The following is a 17,879-nucleotide window of genomic DNA, read 5'->3' as shown; positions in this document are numbered from 1 at the left end:
GAGACATGGACCGGGTGTTACACCGTCCAAGGGCAAAAGAAGTCGGCTTGCGCGCATCAGCGTCGGCTTGCCGGGAATTGGTGTCGGCTTGCGGAGCAGGCATGTCGGTTTGCAGGCCGCGACTGTCGGCTTCGCAAACTGCCGTGTCAGCTTGGCGAAAGCGACTGGCGCCGGTCGCCAAGGGGGTGGATCCGCAGGTCATCACCGCAGTCATGCCAGATGGCCCGCCGTGTAGGACAGCCGATCAGCCATTGTCGTTCTCGCGCTGGCGCGACAGCGTGGCTTCGCGCACCGGGCGCGGGCGATCTTCCTCGTCGAGCAGGACGAACTTGAACGTCCCTTCGGCGACGCGCGTCGTCACCTCGCTGTTCCGCTTGCGCGCAATGGCTTCGACCTGCACGGTCATCGAAGTGGTTCCGGTTGCCGTGACCTCGCCGAAGACCGAGAGTTCGTCCCCCACCGCCATTGCGCCGGGGAAGGCGAAATCGCTGGCCGAGACGACGACCGCCTTACCCTGCCCCAACCGGCTGGCGAGCGAGCCTGCGCCGAGGGCCATCTGGCTCATCAGCCACCCGCCGAAAACCCCGCCATAGGGGTTGGTGTCGGCAGGCATGGCCGTGACGCGAATGAGGGGGGTGCGGTCAGGCATTTTCGAGCTCGCGGCCGATGATTGGCAAAAGCACTTTTTCTAGCTTTAAGATCGCGTCCTTGAGGCTTGTAGAGATGGAGTCTTCGTCTTCCTCTCCCCATGATCCGAAGACATCTTTACGGATATTGATTGAAAACTTGTCGTCTTCGTCTCTGCCTCGCCGCTCAACCATGTAAAGCATATCAGCACTGCTTAGAATGCGATTGCGAGCCTTCGGAAAAGCTTCCATCGCCTCGACCAACTCTTTGCCAAAGTAGGCACGAACAGACGGGATTACTGCGAATACGGCGTCAAAATCGTCCTTAAAATATTCGGCCCGGCGATAGACCACACCTTTTGTGATCTGCGCCGACTTTAGCTCATCGGGCATACCGTCTAGCTTCATTCCGAGCTCTTTCAGTTGCTCCTCAGTCGCATGCAATTCTGCGGCAGGCATCCAACGCGCCCTCATTCCTCTGATCGCATCCAACGCGCGATATGCGCCGGTGAGAGCCCTATCTGCCACCTCGATCTGGTTGTCCGTGATGCGTTGCGCTCGGTAGTCCGAAAGTGCATTTTTTCCAAGAAGCGCTGCGACCAAAATTGCCCCGGCACCAGCAAAAGTGCCGAGACCCGCTATCATCGCGCCAGTTGCAGCCCAATCGATCGAGCTCAAACCACCAGTCCCATCGGGTTCTCGCAAAGCTGCCTGAACGCTTCCATCAGCTGCGCGCCGTCGGCGCCGTCGATCGCGCGGTGGTCGAAGCTGCCGGTGGCGCTCATCACGGTGGCGACGCCCAGAGCGCCGTCGATCACATGGGGACGCTGTTCACCCGCGCCGACTGCAAGGATCATCGCCTGCGGCGGGTTGATCACCGCGTCGAACTGCTTGGTGCCGAACATGCCGAGGTTGGAGAGCGAGGCGGTGCCGCCCTGGTATTCATGCGGCTGCAGCTTGCCGTCCTTGGCCTTGCCCGCCAGCTCCTTCATCTCGGTGCTGATCTGGGCGAGACCCTTCTTGCCCGCATCGCGGATGATCGGAGTGATCAGGCCCGAAGGCGCGGCAACCGCGACCGAGATATCCTCGCGCGTGTACTGGTACAATTCGTCGCCCTGGAAGCTGACATTGCAGGCCGGGACACGCTGCAGCGCGCGGGCGAGCGCCTTGATCAGCAAATCGTTGACCGACAGCTTCACACCGTCCGCCTCGAGGCTCTTGTTGAGTTCGCCGCGAAGCTTGAGCAGCGCATCGAGGCGCACGTCCACGGTGAGGTAGATATGCGGGATGGTCTGCTTCGCCTCGGTCAGGCGCCTGGCGATGACCTTGCGGACATTGTTGAGCTTCTGCGCTTCGTAAGGCGCATCGAGATCGCCGCCCTGCGTCGCAGCCTTGGCCGGAGCCGGTGCGCCGGATTCTGCCGAACCCTTCGCCGGAGCTTCGCCGGGCTTCGCGCTCTCGACATCGGCCTTCACGATACGGCCATTCGGGCCGGAACCGGTGACGGCGCTCAGATCGATGCCCTTCTGCTCGGCAATGCGCCGCGCGAGCGGCGAGGCCTTGATGCGTGCGCCGCTGTCGTCTTTCGGTGCGGCTGGAGCCTTGGTGCCATCATCCTCGGTGGCGCGCGCGGGTTCAGCGCTTTCGCGAGGTTCTGCCTTAGCCGGCTCGGACTTCGCTTCCGGCTTGGCGGCGTCCTGTTTCTCTTCCGCCTTCGCATCACCCGAAGGCGCAGCCTTGGCGGCCTCTTCCACATCCTCACCCTCTTCGGCGAGCATGGCGATGACCGTGCCGACCTTCACGCCTTCGCTGCCTTCCTCGACCTCGATCGAAGCGAGCGTTCCTTCGTCCACCGCTTCGAATTCCATCGTCGCCTTGTCGGTTTCGATCTCGGCCATGATGTCACCGGCGGAAATGGTATCGCCCGGCTTTACCAGCCATTTGGCGAGCGTGCCCTCTTCCATGGTGGGCGACAGGGCGGGCATCTTTATCGGCGTGGGCATGTTCTGACGTTACGTCCTCGCTGGGGAGAGTGTTCCGGGCGTCTCTGGCCAATTTGCCGCGCGCCCGCAAGGTCCTTGCACAGAATACGAATTAGCCTGTAGTCGGTGCGCGGAAAGGGAGCCGGGGACATGCGCATATATCTGGTCGTCATGGACGAGACGGAGGAGGCCAAGCAGGCGCTCCGCTTCGCCTCCATGCGTGCGATGAAGACGGGCGGTTCGGTCCATATCCTCGCGCTCGTGCCGCAGCAGACCTTCAATGCCTTCGGCGGCGTGCAGGCCACGATCGAGCAGGAAGCCCGCGAGCGGGCCGAGGTCATGGCCAATAACGCCGCGGGCAACATCTTCGGCGAAATGGGCAAGATGCCGGTGATCGCCGTACGCCCCGGATCGCCGGCCGACGTGATCGCGAAATATCTCGAGGAACACGGCTCCATCGCGGCGCTGGTGCTCGGCACTGCGAAGGAAGGCGGAAAAGACCCGCTGGTGGCGCATTTCGCCGCGCATGCCGCCAGCCTGCCCTGCCCGCTCTATCTCGTGCCGGGCAACCTTACCCGTGAACAGCTGGACGAGCTGGCCTAACGCTTCTTCCCGCGGCCCTGACGGCGGATGTTCTTGGGCCTGCCGCGTTGCCCCTGGGCATGCTTCTGACGCGGGGCGCCCTTGTCCTTCTGGAGCGGCTTTTTCTTGGGCGGCGGGCGATGACCGCGCTTTTCGATCGGTGCGCCCTCGCTGTCGGGTATCTCGAATTTGAGCGCACCGGTCAGCGGGTTGGATTCGGCCAGCTTCAGCTTGAGCCTGTCGCCTACGGCATAAGTCGTGCCGGTACTTTCGCCGACAAGTTCGCGCGCACCTTCGTCATAGCGGAAATACTCGCGGCCCAAGGTCGAAACGGGGACGAGGCCGTCACCGCCCAATTGCTCGATGGTCGCGAAGAAGCCGAATCCTTGAACGCCGGTAATGCGCGTGTCGAACACTTCGCCCACGCGGCCGGAGAGCCAGGCGGCGACATAACGGTCGATGGTATCGCGCTCCGCCTCCATGGCGCGGCGCTCGGTCTGGCTGATCGCATCGGTAATCTGGTTGAGTGCCGTGCGGTCCCGGTCCGACAGACCGCTGTGCTCGGGAATATCGCCTTTCGGCTTCGGCTGTTCGAGCTTGTAGGCATCGACCAGCGCACGGTGGACCAGAAGGTCGGCATAACGGCGGATAGGCGAGGTGAAATGCGCATAGCTGCCCAGCGCCAAGCCGAAGTGCCCGGCATTGGCGGGGCCATAATAGGCCTGCGTCTGGCTGCGTAGAACTGCCTCCATTATCAGCGCCTTTTCAGCGGGTTCGGATATGTCCTTGAGCATCCGGTTGAAGAGACCGGGGGTAATTACCTGCCCCATGGCGAAGGACCGGCCCTGGCTCGCAAGGTATTCCTTGAACGCCACCAGCTTCTCGCGGCTTGGCGTTTCATGGACACGGTAGACCACCGGTGCGGCCTTTTCCTCCAGCGCCTTTGCCGCAGCGACATTGGCGGCAATCATGAAATCCTCCACCACGCGGTGCGCGTCGAGGCGTTCGCGCACGGCGATTTCCTCGATCACGCCCTCGTCGTTGAGGCGCACCTGGCGTTCCGGCAATTCGAGATCGAGCGGATCGCGGGCATTGCGGGCCTTGAACAGCAGGTCCCAGGCGCCCCAGAGGTTCTTGAGGTTTTCGTCCGCGCTGCCATCATCGATGGCCTTCTGCGCGTCCTCATAGGCGATATTCGCTGCGAGCTTCACGATGGCGCGGGTAAAGCGCCACTTGGTGATCTTGCCATCGGGCGCGATGCGCAGGTGACATGCCATCGCCGCGCGGTCTTCGCCCTCGACCAGCGAGCAGACGTCAGCGCTGAGGATTTCCGGTAGCATCGGCACGACGCGGTCTGGGAAATAGACCGAGTTGCCGCGCTTCCTCGCTTCACGGTTGAGCTGGCTGCCGGGGCGGACGTAGAAGCTGACGTCGGCAATCGCGACGATGGCCTTGTAGCCCCCTTCCCCGTCCGGCTCGGCCCAGATCGCGTCGTCATGGTCGCGCGCGTCGGCAGGGTCGATCGCCACGATGGGCACGCCGCGCAGATCTTCGCGCTTGTCCTCGCTCAGCGGCAGTTCCGAAACGGCCTGTGCTTCCGCCAGCGCCTCTTCGGGGAAGATGTGCGGGATGCCGTGCTTGGCGATGGCGATCAGGCTGAAGCTCTTGGGCGCCAGCGGATCGCCGATAACCTCGACCACCTTTACCGCAGAGCGGGCCGACTTACCGGCCTTTTCCGCAAGGACCAGCTCGCCCTCTTCCGCACCGCCGAGATCGGAAATGGGCGAGGAATTGCGCACGCGCTTGTCCACCGGAGCGAGCCACGGCTTGCCGCTGCCGTCGAATTCAACGACGCCCATCAGGCCTTCGGTGCGGGCCGGCAGTTTCTTCATCGGGTGGGCGATCCACCCGCGCGGTTTTTCTTCGGTCCGCGCCAGGAAGCGGTCGCCGCGCTTGAGCGCAGCAACCTTCTTGCTTTCCTTGACCGTCAAACGAGGCGGCTTCTCGTTGCTGTCGGGGTCCCAGCTTTCGGGCACGGCGATGGGCTCACCGTCCTCGATTTCGAGAACCTTGAGCACGGTCACCTTCGGTAGGCCGCCCATCTGGTGATAGGCGGTCTTCCTGCCGTCGATCAGGCCTTCTTCGGCCATGTCCTTGAGGCGCTTCTTCAGCGCGATCTTTTCCTGCCCCTTGATGCCGAAAGCCTTGGCGATTTCCCGCTTTCCGGCCGGCTTTTCCGAGGTCTGGATGAATTCGAGTATTTCTGTCTTGGAAGGAAGCCCCTGCTTCCTTCCGGTTCTATTCTGTCTTGTCATCCCCGCCATATGGGGACGCGCTTACTCGCTGTCATCCTCTGGCGCCGCAAGAGGCGCGAATTGACCCGCAGGAACTGCGCTGGAGACGGGCCCCATAACCCCGCTTTCGCCGGTCGCGCTAACCCCGAATATCCAGTCATCCCCGCGAACGCCTTCGAGCCTGGCGTTGGTGGCGACCACGTTCTCGATAACCGGCTCGTCGCGCCAATAGGGCTCGTCGGTCCGGCGCTGCCACACGGTATAGCTTACCGCACCGGGCACTTCGCTCCAGCTGATGTCGGTATAAGTCTGCACGGCCGCTTGGGCACTGGTGGCTGGCGGTGCAGGGGAACGGGCAAGCTTGTCCAGCGCGCGGATGTTGAACTGCGTCACTTTGGCCAGATAGGCGAAGTCCATTTCGTCCGCAGTGTCTCCGTAGACGATCCCGTCTTCGGTCCGCAGATCCTGGTGCTGATGTTCGTAATCCTCGACCGCCACCGCGATGCGGATTGCGGGATAGCCCTTTTCCATGAAGGGAATCTGGTCGCCGCCGCGGCCCATCCGGTCGACCCGCCAGATCTGCCGCACATCGAGCCCGCCTTCGGTCTCACTGGCTAGATTGTCGAGCCAGCGCGAGAGATTGCGGCTCGGGCTGTCGTTCTCACCGCCCTCGCGCCGCTGGGCTGCGCGAATGGTATCGGTCAGGTCGGCGCGCGGCCCCTCGGAGAAGACGCGGACATGGTCGGGGTCGCAATAACCATCGCTGCCGCAGCTGTTGCCGACGACATCGTTGTTGAGCACGGCCTTCACGTCCCAGCCCTGTTCCTCGGCATAATCGGCCATCAGACGTCCGCCGAACAGGCCCTGCTCCTCGCCCGAAAGCAGGGCATAGACGATGGTCACAGGATAGCTGTTACGCGAAAGGTTTCGGGCAGCCTCCAGCACGAGCACCGTGCCCGAACCATCATCGTTCGCGCCCGGGGCATCGCTTTCCCAATCCATCACGTCGCTTACCCGGCTGTCGATATGCGCCTGGACGATAATGACCTCATCCGGGCGTTCGGTGCCTCTCTGTATGGCCACCGCGTTGCGGATACGGGTCGGCCGGGGCAGGCGCCCGCCTTCAGGTTCGGTGCGTTCGGGCGCGAGGACTTCGAGGCACGATCCGCAATCTTCGGAAATCCGGCCAAACTCTGCCAGGCCCCAATCAACTGCGGCCCCGATACCGCGTTCGGGATCGTCCTGTGCCGACAATGTATGGCGGGTACCGAAACCCACCAGCGTATCGATATCGGCCCGCAATCTCTCCTGTGAAACGCCGGCAGCCGGATCCGACGGTGACGTTTCCTGCGCAGAGATCGGGAATGCGACGAGGGCGACAAGCGGGATGAGTTTTCTCATTGCCCCTGTGTCGAACAGAAACGCCGTCAGATCAAGCTAGTAAGCCTTGGCCAGAAGCACACGCTCCACCGCCGGTTCACCGGTGAAGATACAGGGTCCGTCCACCGGGACCGCATCCATCGGCACATTACGGATGGTGAGCTTGTGTTCCTTGAGCCGCTCGACGATCTTTTCGAGCGCCTCGCCGGTCGGCTTCGACCACTGCACCTCTATCCAGCCCGGATAGCGCGAAGCGGCAAAGTGTTTCTCGACATCGGTGAATTCGGTCACGCCCCGCGTGATATTGGCATCGCGGCGTTCCTGCGTCTGCGTCAGCAAGGCATTCTGCATGTCCGCGAGGACATCGGGAATGGTTTGCCCGGCCACTTCGCGCGTCGGGGTCTGGAAGGCAGGCTTGCCCGTCTCTTCATCCCAAAGGCGATCGCGGCGCAGCATCGAAACGACACCGTTCTCCATGTCACGGCCACCAACCTCGATGATGATCGGCGCGCCCTTGCGGACATAGTCCCAGCGCTTCTGCGCTGCCTTGCCGGGACGCGTATCGAGCAGGACGCGCAGCGGTTCGCCCATGACGTGCTGGCTGGCAAGCGTGGCGCGCAAGGTCTCGCAATAGTCGATCAGGTCCTGGTCTTCGGGCTTTTCGCGCAGCATTGGCAGGATCACGACCTGCTGCGGTGCGATCTTGGGCGGAAGGCGCAAACCGTCATCGTCACCGTGGGTCATGATGACGCCGCCGACCATGCGGGTCGAAACACCCCAGCTGGTCGTATGCGCGAGGCTTTCGCTGCCCTCGCGGTTCTGGAACTTGATGCCCGAAGCCTTGGCGAAATTGGTGCCCAGATAGTGGCTGGTGCCGGCTTGCAACGCCTTGCCATCCTGCATCATCGCCTCGATCGACCATGTCTCGACCGCGCCCGGGAAACGCTCGTTTTCCGGCTTCTCACCCGGTATTACCGCCAGCGCGAGGTCTTCATCGGCAAAGGCGCGATAGACTTCGAGCATGCGCAGCGTGTGCTCCTTGGCCTCTGCCTCTTCCGCATGGGCAGTATGCCCTTCCTGCCAGAGGAATTCGCTGGTGCGCAGGAACATGCGGGTGCGCATTTCCCAGCGCACGACATTGGCCCACTGGTTGAGCTTGAGCGGCAGGTCGCGCCAGCTCTGCACCCACCGCGCCATGGCATCGCCGATGATGGTTTCCGAAGTCGGACGCACGACCAGCGGCTCTTCCAGCTTCGCTTCGGGATCGGGAATCAGGCCGCCATCCTTGCCCGCGATCAGGCGGTGGTGGGTGACAACCGCCATTTCCTTGGCAAAACCTTCGACATGTTCCGCCTCCCGCTCGAAGTTGGAAAGCGGGATGAAGATCGGGAAATAGGCGTTCGAATGCCCGGTCGCCTTGATCCGATCGTCCAGCAGGCGCTGCATCCGCTCCCAGATGCCATATCCCCATGGCCGGATCACCATGCAGCCGCGTACGCCAGATTCCTCGGCCATTTCGGCGGCGGAGATGACTTCCTGGTACCAAGCGGCGAAATCGTCGGCACGGCGGGTGGTGAGGGCATGGCGAATGTTGGACATTGAGAGACGAGCCTTGTTTTCGGCACTGGCGACAAGCTCGCAACCCAATCGTGCCGAGCCTTTCGAAGCACCGTCCTTACTTCTGGCGCCGCCCTTAAAGAAAACAATGACCCTTCGACAAGCTCAGGGCGCACGGAACCAGAGATTTTTCCGGGGTTGGGTCATTTGCTCAGCTCGTCGAGCTTCTTCTGCATTGCCGCCATTTGCTCGCGCATCTGGGCGAGTTCGTCCTTCTCGTCCTTCTTCGGAGCATCCGCAGATTTGCGGGTGGCCGGGATGAAGGCTTCCGCCGCATTCTGCATCATCTTGAAATTGGCTTCGGCCATCTTGGCCAGCGGATTCGCCTCGAGACCCTTGGCAAAAGCCGTCTGCAGCTGTTCGCGGTTCTTGCGGAAGTTCGCCATGCTGGCTTCGAGATAGCTTGGCATCATCGACTGCATCGAATTGCCGTACATCGAGATCAGGTCGCGCAGGAAACTGACCGGCAGTAATTGCTGCGCGCCGCTGCTTTCTTCCTCCACGATGATCTGGGTGAGGATCGTATGCGTAATGTCCTCGCCCGTCTTGGCATCCAGCACCTGGAAATCGACATTCTCACGGACCATTTTGGCAAGATCATCGAGCGTGATGTAGCTCGATGTGTCGGTATTATAGAGCCGCCGGTTGGCATATTTCTTAATGATGATCGGTTCGCCCTCGGCGGTCCGTTTAGCCATGATGCGCGCTCTCCCCATTGTGCGATGCAAGCAGGCTTAGCACTTGCACAATGTGCAGCGCAACACGCGTCTCAGCGCTGGAAGCGATTGCCCAGCACGGTGAGCAGTTCATATTGGGAAACAGAGGTTTGCCGCGCAGCATCGGGGAGGTGGTACGGTAGCTCCACCCAATCGCCCTCCCCCAGTTCGGGCGCATTGGTGAGGTCCAGCACGATCATATCCATCGAGACCTTGCCTAGAATGGGGAGCACCTTTTCGCCATGGCGAAGGGCCGCCCCTCCCCAGCTGCGCAATATGCCGTCCGCATAACCGAGGGAGATTACGCCGATCCGCATATCCTGCGGTGCGGTGAAGGTGGCGTTATATCCCACGGTCTCACCCACCGAAAGCTGCCGCGTCTGGATGATCGCAGCTTGTGGCCGAGCCACCTGCCGGATTTCATCCTCCAGCTCTTCGCGCGGTATGCCGCCGTAGAGTGACAGCCCGGGCCGGGTAAGATCGAAATGGTAGTCGGGACCGAGCGCGATACCTGCACTGTTAGCGAGACTCGTCTTACTATGCCGGATGCGCTGAATGGCATCGCGAAAAATTTCGAGTTGGCGCGCATTCATTACGCTGTCTTCGTCGGCACAGGCGAGATGGCTCAACAGGATTTGAACATCGAGTTGCTGCACCGAAGGATCGGAGATTTCACGCGGAGAAATGCCGAGGCGGTTGATACCGCTATCGACCATGAGATGGCAGGGCCCGCCTCCGCCCTCCAGCCAGAGCTTCGCCTGCCGAACGGAATCGATGACCGGCCGGACACCTGCCTGCCGGGCGTAGGAAACTTCGCCGGCATCGAGCGGGCCGTGCAGGACAGCCAACTGGTCCGTAGGCACATGCTTCAGAACCGGTTCGACTTCGCTCCAGTGGGCGACGAAAAAATCCCGGCAGCCAGCATCGCGCAGCACCGGCACGCATTGATCGACGCCGAGCCCATAGCAATTCGCCTTTACGGCTGCTCCCGCTCTTGCCTTATCCGACATGCGATCGAGCGCCCGCCAGTTATGCGCGAGTGCCTGACGGTCGATATCGAGCCGCAAAGTGGGGGACGGTGGCACAATCAAATGACAGTCACGGAATAGCCGGGCCTACGGGCGGTGCCTCGTCGGATTCCTCGAAGTCACGCGGCGGCCCGCCAGAAAGCCCCCACCAGGCGACGAGCAGGCCGAAGCCGACTACGGCCATCGTATACCACAGTCCCGCGTAAACATCGCCAGTACGCGCGACGATGATACCGGCGATAAGCGGCAGGAACCCGCCAAGATACCCGGCTCCGATATGGTAAGGGATCGACATCGAGCTGTAGCGGATCTTGGCAGGGAACATCTCGGAAAGCAGTGCGGCGACCGAACCGTAGGTCAAGGCCGACAGCATTCCCATCACCAGTATCAGCGCCCCGATACCCAGAATATTGGCCATGGGCGGCGTCTGCTTCGCAAAGTCGAAACCGCGCCCGGCGAGAGCTGTCTGGATACCATCGCGGCGGGCGGTTGCATCCTCCAGCCAATCGGCATCGATTGCCACTTGCTCTCCGCCAACGGCCAGCCCAAGGTCATCCCCCGGCTCGACGCTATAGGCGACGCCGCTCGCAGTCAGCGTTTCGAGCACTTTTCCGCAATCGGTCTGCTCCTTGTCGAACAGTACGGCGAAGGGATCGGTAGTGCACTGCCGACCCGTAACGACTACCGGATTCTCCCTAGCCGCCTGCGCCAGGCCCGGATTGGCGAGATTGCCCATCGTCCAGAAGATCGGAAAAAGCAGCGCCAGCGCGGCCACGGCACCGATAATGATCGGTTTCTTGCGTCCCACACGGTCGGACCATTTGCCTACGATCACATAGAAACTCATCGAGATGAATCCGGCGATCAGCAGAATCCATTCGACCGTGCTTTCATCCACCCGCATATCGCGCCGCAGGAAGCTGAGCGATGAGAAGAAGGCGGTATACCAGATAGTCGTCAGCACGCCGGTGATGCCGAACAGTGCCACAAAAATGCGCTTGGGATTGCCCGGATAGGTCAGGCTTTCCTTGAACGGATTTGCGCTCGTTTCGCCGGCTTCCTTCATCGCCTGGAAGACCGGGCTTTCGGAAAGCTTCAATCGCATCCAGAGCGAAATGCCCAGCAATGCGATCGAGAGCAGGAAGGGTATGCGCCAGCCCCATTCGGTAAAATCATCGGCCGGGATAATGGCGCGACACGCCAGCACGACGAGGATCGACAGGACGAAACCGCCGACCACGCTGGCCTGGATGAAGCTGGTGTAGAATCCCCGCTTCTCGGGCGGAGCATGTTCGGCGACATAGATCGCCGCACCGCCGTATTCCCCGCCGAGCGCAAGGCCCTGAAGGATGCGCAGGCAGATAACGATAATCGGCGCAGCGATACCGATGCTCGCAGCGCTTGGGATCATGCCCACGCCTGCCGTGGCGACACCCATCAAAGTGACGGTAACGAGAAAGGTGTATTTGCGGCCCAGCCTGTCACCCAGGAAACCGAACAGAATCGCACCAAGCGGACGGAAGCCGAAACCTACCGCAAAACCCGCCCACACGAGCAGGATCTGCAGCGTTTCGTTCCCACTCGGGAAGAAGGCTGCACCAATAAGCCCGGCAAGTGTGCCGTAGATGAAGAAATCATACCATTCGAAGATCGTGCCCGCGCTGCTCGCGGCGATGACCAGTCGGATTTCCTTTTCGGTCGGTTCCCTCTGCATGCCCTCCGCAGCCGCCATTTTTCCAGTCCCCTCTCCTGTACGCCTGGGCGGATTTAGCGCCGGTCTGCGCCATTGGAAAGCGCGGCCAGTGCGGCCTTCCACGGCAACAGGATCGCGCCATGCCGTCCCGGATAATCACGCGCCGGTTGGATCAGATGAATATCGGGCCAATTCGGCAAACTCGCATTTCCTTCGAGCCAGCTTTCGATCTGTGCCAGGAAGTCCGCCAACTCTGCTTCGCTTTTGCCGAGGCAGTGACGCACGAAGATTGCTGCGCTGGCCTGCCCGACGGCACAGGCCGAAACTTTCACCCCGACATCTCTCATGTCGCCTTCGAATGACATGCGGATGCTGCTGCCGCAGGTGCGCGAGTTCGCCTCCCCCAAACTGGGAGCTGAAGGATCGAAGGGGTAGTCGGCCAATTCCACCGCAAGGGCGAGCAATTGCGGGGAATAAAGCGCGGCGCGAGTACTGCCGGTCACTCGGCCCCTGCTTCCACGGGTTCCATTGCCGCGGGTTCCTCACCCAGCAATTTCGCGCGACGCTGCGCCAGCACTTCGACCAGCGAGCGCGAACCGGCATCGACCAGCTCGTAACTATGGGCGGTTGTTATCCAGACCGGCCGGCCGCGATAGTCCCAGACCGTATCGTAACCCAGCACCAGCACCGAAAAGGCGATGATGACGATCAGCAGGCCCTTGAGCGAACCGAAGCCGAACCCAAGCACGCGGTCTATTGGACCGAGGACGGAATTGCGGGAGGCCTTACCGACGTTGTTCGCGATCAACTTCATTGCGGCGTAGGGAATGAGCAAAAGGAAGGTAAAGGCGAGCACAGAAGTGGTCACGCCCGAACCCAGAAAATCCTGCATCGTCAAGGTAAGCGGTGTATGGAGATAACGGATTGCGAATGCAGCCAATATCCACGCGCCCAGCGACAGGACTTCCTGCACGAAACCTCGCAAAAAGCCGCCTACTGCTGCCACACCCACGATGAGCAGAACAATGAGATCGAAACCCGTCATAAAACCCATATAAACCCAAGGGGTTTTAGGTGTATTAACTGCTCATCACGCGGTCAACGAGGTTTGCCAGTTGTCCCACGCCCACATATTCCAGTTCCGCCGAGCTGTTCTTGGCATCGGGCGGGCCGAAGCCACGGTCGAAACCGAGCTTGGCTGCTTCGCGCAATCGCACGCCGCCATGGGCCACCGGACGGACCTCTCCGGCCAGACTTACCTCGCCGAGCCATGCGCTCCGCTGAGGCAGAGCCTTGTCGGCCAGCGCGCTCACCAGCGCAGCTGCTACGGCAAGATCTGCCGCCGGATCGGATAAACGGTATCCGCCGGCCACGTTGAGATAAACCTCGGCCGAACTGAAAGACAGTCCGCAACGCGATTCAAGTACGGCCAGCAACATCGCCAGCCTGCCGGTGTCCCAACCCACGACCGCGCGGCGGGGGGTGGCACCCGATTGCAGGCGCACGATCAGCGCCTGTATCTCGACCAACACGGGGCGCGTGCCCTCCATTGCCGGAAATACCGCGCTGCCCGCCATCGGCTGCTCGCGCCCCGAGAGAAACAGCAGGGAAGGATTGTCGACTTCCTCCAGCCCGTCACCTTCCATGGCAAAGACACCGATTTCGTCGACCGCGCCGAACCGGTTCTTGAGCGCCCTGAGAATACGATACTGATGGCTGCGTTCCCCCTCGAAGCTCATCACCACATCGACCATATGTTCGAGCACACGAGGACCGGCGATATTTCCGTCCTTCGTGACGTGGCCGACCAGTACCAGCGTGGCGCCAGTTTCCTTGGCATAGCGGATCAATTCGAATGCGCACCCGCGAACCTGACTTACGGTGCCGGGAGCTCCTTCGATCGTGTCGGAATGCATGGTCTGGATCGAATCGATAACGAGCAATTTGGGCGTATCCATCCCGCCGAGCGTGGTGAGGATATCGCGCACGCCCGTAGCAGCTGCGAGTTTGACCGGAGCGTCCGAAAGGCCAAGCCGAGCGGCACGCATGCGCACCTGGCCGGCAGCCTCCTCGCCGCTGACATAGACTACGCCATGCCCTTCCCGCGCTACCTTGGCCGCTGCCTGCAACAGCAAGGTCGATTTTCCGATGCCCGGATCGCCACCCATCAGAATCGCACTACCCGGCACCAAACCACCACCAAGAGCGCGGTCGAATTCCGCGAGACCAGTTTTCTGGCGCACAGGCATTGCGCCGGGTTTGTCGAGATCCACGAACTCGACCGCCCTGCCCCCGCTCGACAGGTCGTGTTTCAGTGAGAAGACCGTGGCCGGTGCGTCTTCGACCAGCGTATTCCACTCCGCACAGTCGGCACATTGCCCCTGCCAGCGGTGAGATACGGACCCGCAGGCCTGACAGACATAGCGTTTCTTGGGTTTCGCCATAGGGATTCACTAACAGAACATTTGTGGAACGCAATTGCCTTCGATAGTGATGCTGTGCAGAAGGTAGAGCGATGCGGCAGAAGGAACTCAGGATTGCGCTCGTCTGTTACGGCGGGGTCAGTCTGGCCATCTATATGCACGGGGTAACCCGCGAGTTGTGGCAACTCGCCAGAGCCAGCCGCGATTTTCACGCTGGCGGTCCGGATCGCGGCGGCGTCCATTCGGTTTATCGGGATATCCTCGAACACATTCAGGAACATCACGAGCTCAAACTGCGCGTCATTCCCGATATCATGAGCGGCGCAAGCGCGGGCGGGATCAACGCCGTCTTCCTGGGCCAGGCCGTGTTTTCCGGCCAGAGCCTCGAACCGCTGACCGATCTCTGGCTGGAGGTTGCGGATGTCGATGAACTGACCCACCCCGATGCAAAGCTGCGCTGGTCGGGCAGCAAGATCTGGGCGCAGCCATTGGCAAACTGGTTGCTTAGTCGTCCGGGCAACGAGATTGCGACGGAAGTGGCACCGGAGACCCGTGACGAGGTCCGGCGCAAGGTATCCCACCTCATCCGCGGGCGCTGGTTCGAGCCGCCATTCTCGGGGCTCGGCTTTTCCAAACTACTCGAACGCGCGCTCACGGCGATGTCTGAAACCGAGCCCGAAGCACCGCTTCTACCACCGGGTCACCCGCTGGATCTCTATGTCACAACCACCGATTTCCATGGCTATCTGGAATTGCTGCATCTCCATAGCCCCCCGGTGGTGGAGGACAGCGAACACCGATTGCCGATCTCGATCCGAAGGAAAACGCCCTATGCTGGCGGCGAAGATCTAGCCAACCCTCTTGAGCTCGTATTCGCGGCAAGAGCGACTGCGAGCTTTCCCGGTGCCTTTCCTCCCTTGCAGGTCACGGAAATCGATAGGCTCTCTTCGGAGTCGGGACGGTCCTGGGATTCGCGGGAAGAGTTCCTCGAACGGATAATGCCGGTTCACGTGATGCGGGACACCGTTTCAAATGTGTCCTTGATCGACGGTTCGGTACTCGTGAACAAACCCTTTGCCGGGGCCATCGCCGCCTTGCGGGGGCGGCCTGCCCAGCGTGAGGTTGATCGGCGGTTCGTCTATGTCGATCCGCGCCCCGACCGCTTCAGCAAACGCCATGCGCAAGGGCAAGCAGAAGTCGGGTTCTTTTCCGCAATCTTCGGATCGCTTTCGACGATCCCCCGCGAGCAGCCAATACGCGACAATCTCGAACAGCTTGAACAACAAAGCCGCGAGGCCGAAAGGCTCGGCAGGATAATCGCTGCGCTACGCCCGGAAGTCGAACGGACGGTCGAGAGGCTGTTCGGCTACACACTGTTCCTAGACAACCCCACGCCCAAGCGGCTCAAGGCGTGGCGGCAAAAGGCACAACAGGCCGCCGCCGAACAAGCCGGTTACGCTTTCCACTCTTATGCGCAGAGCAAGCTGAGCGGGATTGTGACCCGGCTTGCCAAGCTGGCCTGGGAGGTCGCCCCGCCACTTCATTTTTCGGACCATGCGCCGATTTCCGAGATCTTGCGCGAAGAGTTGCGGCGCCGCGGCCTCGACAGCCTCGGCGCGCCCAAGGGCGGCGCGACGCCCGAAGCGATCCTTTTCTTCCGCGAACATGACATTGGTTTCCGTATCCGCCGCCTACGCCTTCTGGCCCGACGGCTCGCACGCGACTGGGAAGCCGATCCGGAAATTCCCGACGAGGCGCTGGAAGCCGGCCGCGATGCCATATTCACGATCATGGCCATGTACTTCGAGAAGGAGGGCCTGCCAGCCCTAGGGGACGAATTCCAGAAGATCGCCGGGCAGGTATTGGACAATCCGGGCGCGCTGCTTGACCATGTAGAGGCAAGGAGGCTCCTTCCAGAAATCGACGAACGCGCGGAAGAATTGTTGGCGGACGCGCTTTCGGCCATGCCCGCAAACCTCAAGCGACGCATATTGTTCGCTTATCTCGGTTTCCCCTTCTACGATGTCGCGACCTTGCCATTGCTCCGCCATGAGGGGTTGACCGAATTCGACCCGGTCAAGGTCGACCGCATCAGTCCTGACGATGCCAAAAGCATTCGCGAAGGCGGCACCCCGGCCACCCTGCGTGGGATCGAATTCTACAATTTCGGGGCCTTTTTCAGCCGGGCTTATCGTGAGAACGATTATTTGTGGGGCCGCCTCCACGGGGCCGAGCGAATGATCGACCTCGTCTTTTCGACGCTGGAAGGGAAAGTCGACGACGCTGCAGTGCGCGACTTCAAGCGTCGGGCTTTCCTCGCCATCCTCGACGAAGAGGCCGAGATACTGCGCTGCGACGAGGCTCTGATTGACCAGATCCGAAGCGAAGTGCTTGCAAGGATGATCTGACGGTCAGCTTCCGAAAGCGCTTCGTATCTTGTCGAAGAACCCTTGGCTCTGCGGGCATTCGTCGCCCGTTTCCAGTTCGCGGAACTGTTCGAGCAGACTCCGCTGTTCCTTGCTGAGCCGCGTCGGGGTTTCGACTGCGATCTCCACCACCAAGTCTCCGCGGCCGCGGCCCTGGAGGACGGGCATGCCTGCACCGCGCTGGCGCAATTGCTTGCCCGACTGGATGCCTGCTGGAATCTCCAGGGTCAGTTCTTCGCCATCGATGCCGGGTATCTCGATCGAGCCGCCCAAAGCGGCCTTGGTGAAGCTGATCGGCACGCGGGTGGCGAGTGTGGTCCCCTCACGTTGGAATATCTCGTGCGGCGTCACATGGACGAAAATGTACAGATCGCCTGAAGGCGCGCCCCGGGGCCCGGCCTCGCCCTTGCCAGACAGGCGAATGCGTGTGCCGGTGTCGACGCCCGGCGGAATATCCACCTGGAGCTTTTGCGGTACATCGACCCGCCCTTCACCTCGGCAATCGCGGCAGGGACTCGTGATGACTTCGCCTGCACCGTGACAATTCGGACAGGGTCGTTCGACAACGAAGAAACCCTGCTTTGCGCGAACATTCCCCTGTCCGCCACAAAGGTTGCAAGTGCGCGCGTGCGTTCCCGGCTGGGCGCCTGACCCGTGACATGTGTCGCAGGACTTGCTGACTTCGATCTCGATCTCTGTCGATTTGCCGTGAAAAGCCTCTTCGAGGCCGATCTGCATGTCATAGCGAAGGTCCGCGCCGCGCCGCGGCCGTGGGCGACCCCCGCCACCGCCGAAAGCAGATCCAAAGATCGTCTCGAAGATATCGCCAATATCTCCGAAATCGGCATTGCCGTGCGCACCCCCGGGACCGCCGCCGTTCTGGAAAGCAGCGTGACCATAGCGATCATAGGCAGCGCGTTTCTGCGGGTCTTTCAGGCAATCATAGGCGACGCTGATCGCCTTGAACTTGGCTTCACTCTCGCTGCAGCCGGGATTGCGGTCCGGATGATGCTTCATCGCGAGTTTGCGGTAGGCGCTCTTGATCGCAGCGCCATCCGCATCGCGGCTGACACCAAGTAATTCGTAGAAATCGATTTCGGTAGCTGACATTA

Annotated in this window: 15 protein-coding genes; 2 read left to right on the top strand and 13 right to left on the bottom strand. The window is 61.4% G+C overall.

The window, feature by feature from the left end; genetic code table 11:
* Positions 1-244: 244 nt before the first annotated feature.
* From AC13CE_RS13095 to AC13CE_RS13085, 3 genes are read right to left on the bottom strand one after another with little or no spacing between them, the layout of a single operon-like run.
* The gene (locus AC13CE_RS13095) at positions 245-649 is read right to left on the bottom strand and encodes an acyl-CoA thioesterase (protein ID WP_221538955.1); all 405 of its coding nucleotides are present in this window, start codon (positions 647-649) and stop codon (positions 245-247) included.
* Positions 642-1,304: a hypothetical protein gene (locus tag AC13CE_RS13090; RefSeq protein WP_221538953.1), complete on the bottom strand. Its 663-nt coding sequence runs from the start codon at positions 1,302-1,304 to the stop codon at positions 642-644. Before AC13CE_RS13090 ends, AC13CE_RS13095 begins: the two co-directional genes overlap by 8 nt.
* Complete coding sequence (locus AC13CE_RS13085) at positions 1,301-2,629, bottom strand: pyruvate dehydrogenase complex dihydrolipoamide acetyltransferase (protein ID WP_221538951.1); 1,329 nt, start codon at positions 2,627-2,629, stop codon at positions 1,301-1,303. The genes AC13CE_RS13090 and AC13CE_RS13085 overlap by 4 nt, the downstream gene beginning before the upstream one ends.
* Before the next feature lie 129 nt (positions 2,630-2,758).
* On the opposite strand from AC13CE_RS13085, the gene AC13CE_RS13080 reads away from it, so the two are divergent.
* Positions 2,759-3,211, top strand: a complete 453-nt coding sequence (locus tag AC13CE_RS13080; RefSeq protein WP_160728033.1) for a universal stress protein — start codon at positions 2,759-2,761, stop codon at positions 3,209-3,211.
* Here the strand turns inward: AC13CE_RS13080 and rnr are convergent.
* The 9 genes from rnr to radA form a co-directional block, all read right to left on the bottom strand.
* Positions 3,208-5,505, bottom strand: a complete 2,298-nt coding sequence (gene rnr / locus AC13CE_RS13075; RefSeq protein WP_482972658.1) for a ribonuclease R — start codon at positions 5,503-5,505, stop codon at positions 3,208-3,210. The genes AC13CE_RS13080 and rnr overlap by 4 nt on opposite strands.
* 21 nt (positions 5,506-5,526) lie before the next feature.
* Positions 5,527-6,885, bottom strand: a complete 1,359-nt coding sequence (locus AC13CE_RS13070) for a M20/M25/M40 family metallo-hydrolase (protein ID WP_221538947.1) — start codon at positions 6,883-6,885, stop codon at positions 5,527-5,529.
* Positions 6,886-6,921: 36 nt separating this feature from the next.
* Positions 6,922-8,463 carry a proline--tRNA ligase gene (gene proS / locus AC13CE_RS13065; RefSeq protein WP_221538945.1) on the bottom strand — a complete coding sequence of 514 codons (1,542 nt, stop codon included), beginning with the start codon at positions 8,461-8,463 and terminating at the stop codon, positions 6,922-6,924.
* A 161-nt stretch (positions 8,464-8,624) separates the two neighbouring features.
* Positions 8,625-9,179, bottom strand: coding sequence for a polyhydroxyalkanoate synthesis repressor PhaR (phaR, locus tag AC13CE_RS13060; protein WP_221538944.1), 555 nt, complete (start codon positions 9,177-9,179; stop codon positions 8,625-8,627).
* Positions 9,180-9,250: 71 nt separating this feature from the next.
* A complete protein-coding gene (gene alr, locus AC13CE_RS13055; RefSeq protein ID WP_247710345.1) occupies positions 9,251-10,264 on the bottom strand; it encodes an alanine racemase in 1,014 nt (337 codons plus the stop codon).
* Between the two features lie 31 nt (positions 10,265-10,295).
* Positions 10,296-11,939 carry an MFS transporter gene (locus AC13CE_RS13050; RefSeq protein WP_425594517.1) on the bottom strand — a complete coding sequence of 548 codons (1,644 nt, stop codon included), beginning with the start codon at positions 11,937-11,939 and terminating at the stop codon, positions 10,296-10,298.
* A gap of 53 nt (positions 11,940-11,992) precedes the next feature.
* Positions 11,993-12,421, bottom strand: a complete 429-nt coding sequence (locus AC13CE_RS13045) for an iron-sulfur cluster assembly scaffold protein (protein ID WP_221538940.1) — start codon at positions 12,419-12,421, stop codon at positions 11,993-11,995.
* Entirely contained in the window at positions 12,418-12,963 is a 546-nt protein-coding gene (locus tag AC13CE_RS13040; protein WP_221539013.1) for a CvpA family protein, read from the bottom strand. Before AC13CE_RS13040 ends, AC13CE_RS13045 begins: the two co-directional genes overlap by 4 nt.
* A 34-nt stretch (positions 12,964-12,997) precedes the next feature.
* Positions 12,998-14,362 carry a DNA repair protein RadA gene (radA, locus tag AC13CE_RS13035; protein ID WP_482972657.1) on the bottom strand — a complete coding sequence of 455 codons (1,365 nt, stop codon included), beginning with the start codon at positions 14,360-14,362 and terminating at the stop codon, positions 12,998-13,000.
* A 71-nt stretch (positions 14,363-14,433) separates the two neighbouring features.
* Here radA and AC13CE_RS13030 point away from each other — a divergent pair, with 71 nt between their 5' ends.
* Entirely contained in the window at positions 14,434-16,749 is a 2,316-nt protein-coding gene (locus AC13CE_RS13030; protein ID WP_221538936.1) for a patatin-like protein, read from the top strand.
* A 3-nt stretch (positions 16,750-16,752) separates the two neighbouring features.
* Here AC13CE_RS13030 and dnaJ read toward each other — a convergent pair whose 3' ends face one another.
* Complete coding sequence (gene dnaJ, locus AC13CE_RS13025; protein WP_221538934.1) at positions 16,753-17,877, bottom strand: molecular chaperone DnaJ; 1,125 nt, start codon at positions 17,875-17,877, stop codon at positions 16,753-16,755.
* Between the last annotated feature and the right edge of the window lie 2 nt (positions 17,878-17,879).

Source organism: Qipengyuania sp. B-5 (genome assembly GCF_056857815.1).
The sequence above is the reverse complement of the archived record's forward strand: the minus strand, read 5'-3'. Positions and strand labels throughout refer to the sequence as shown.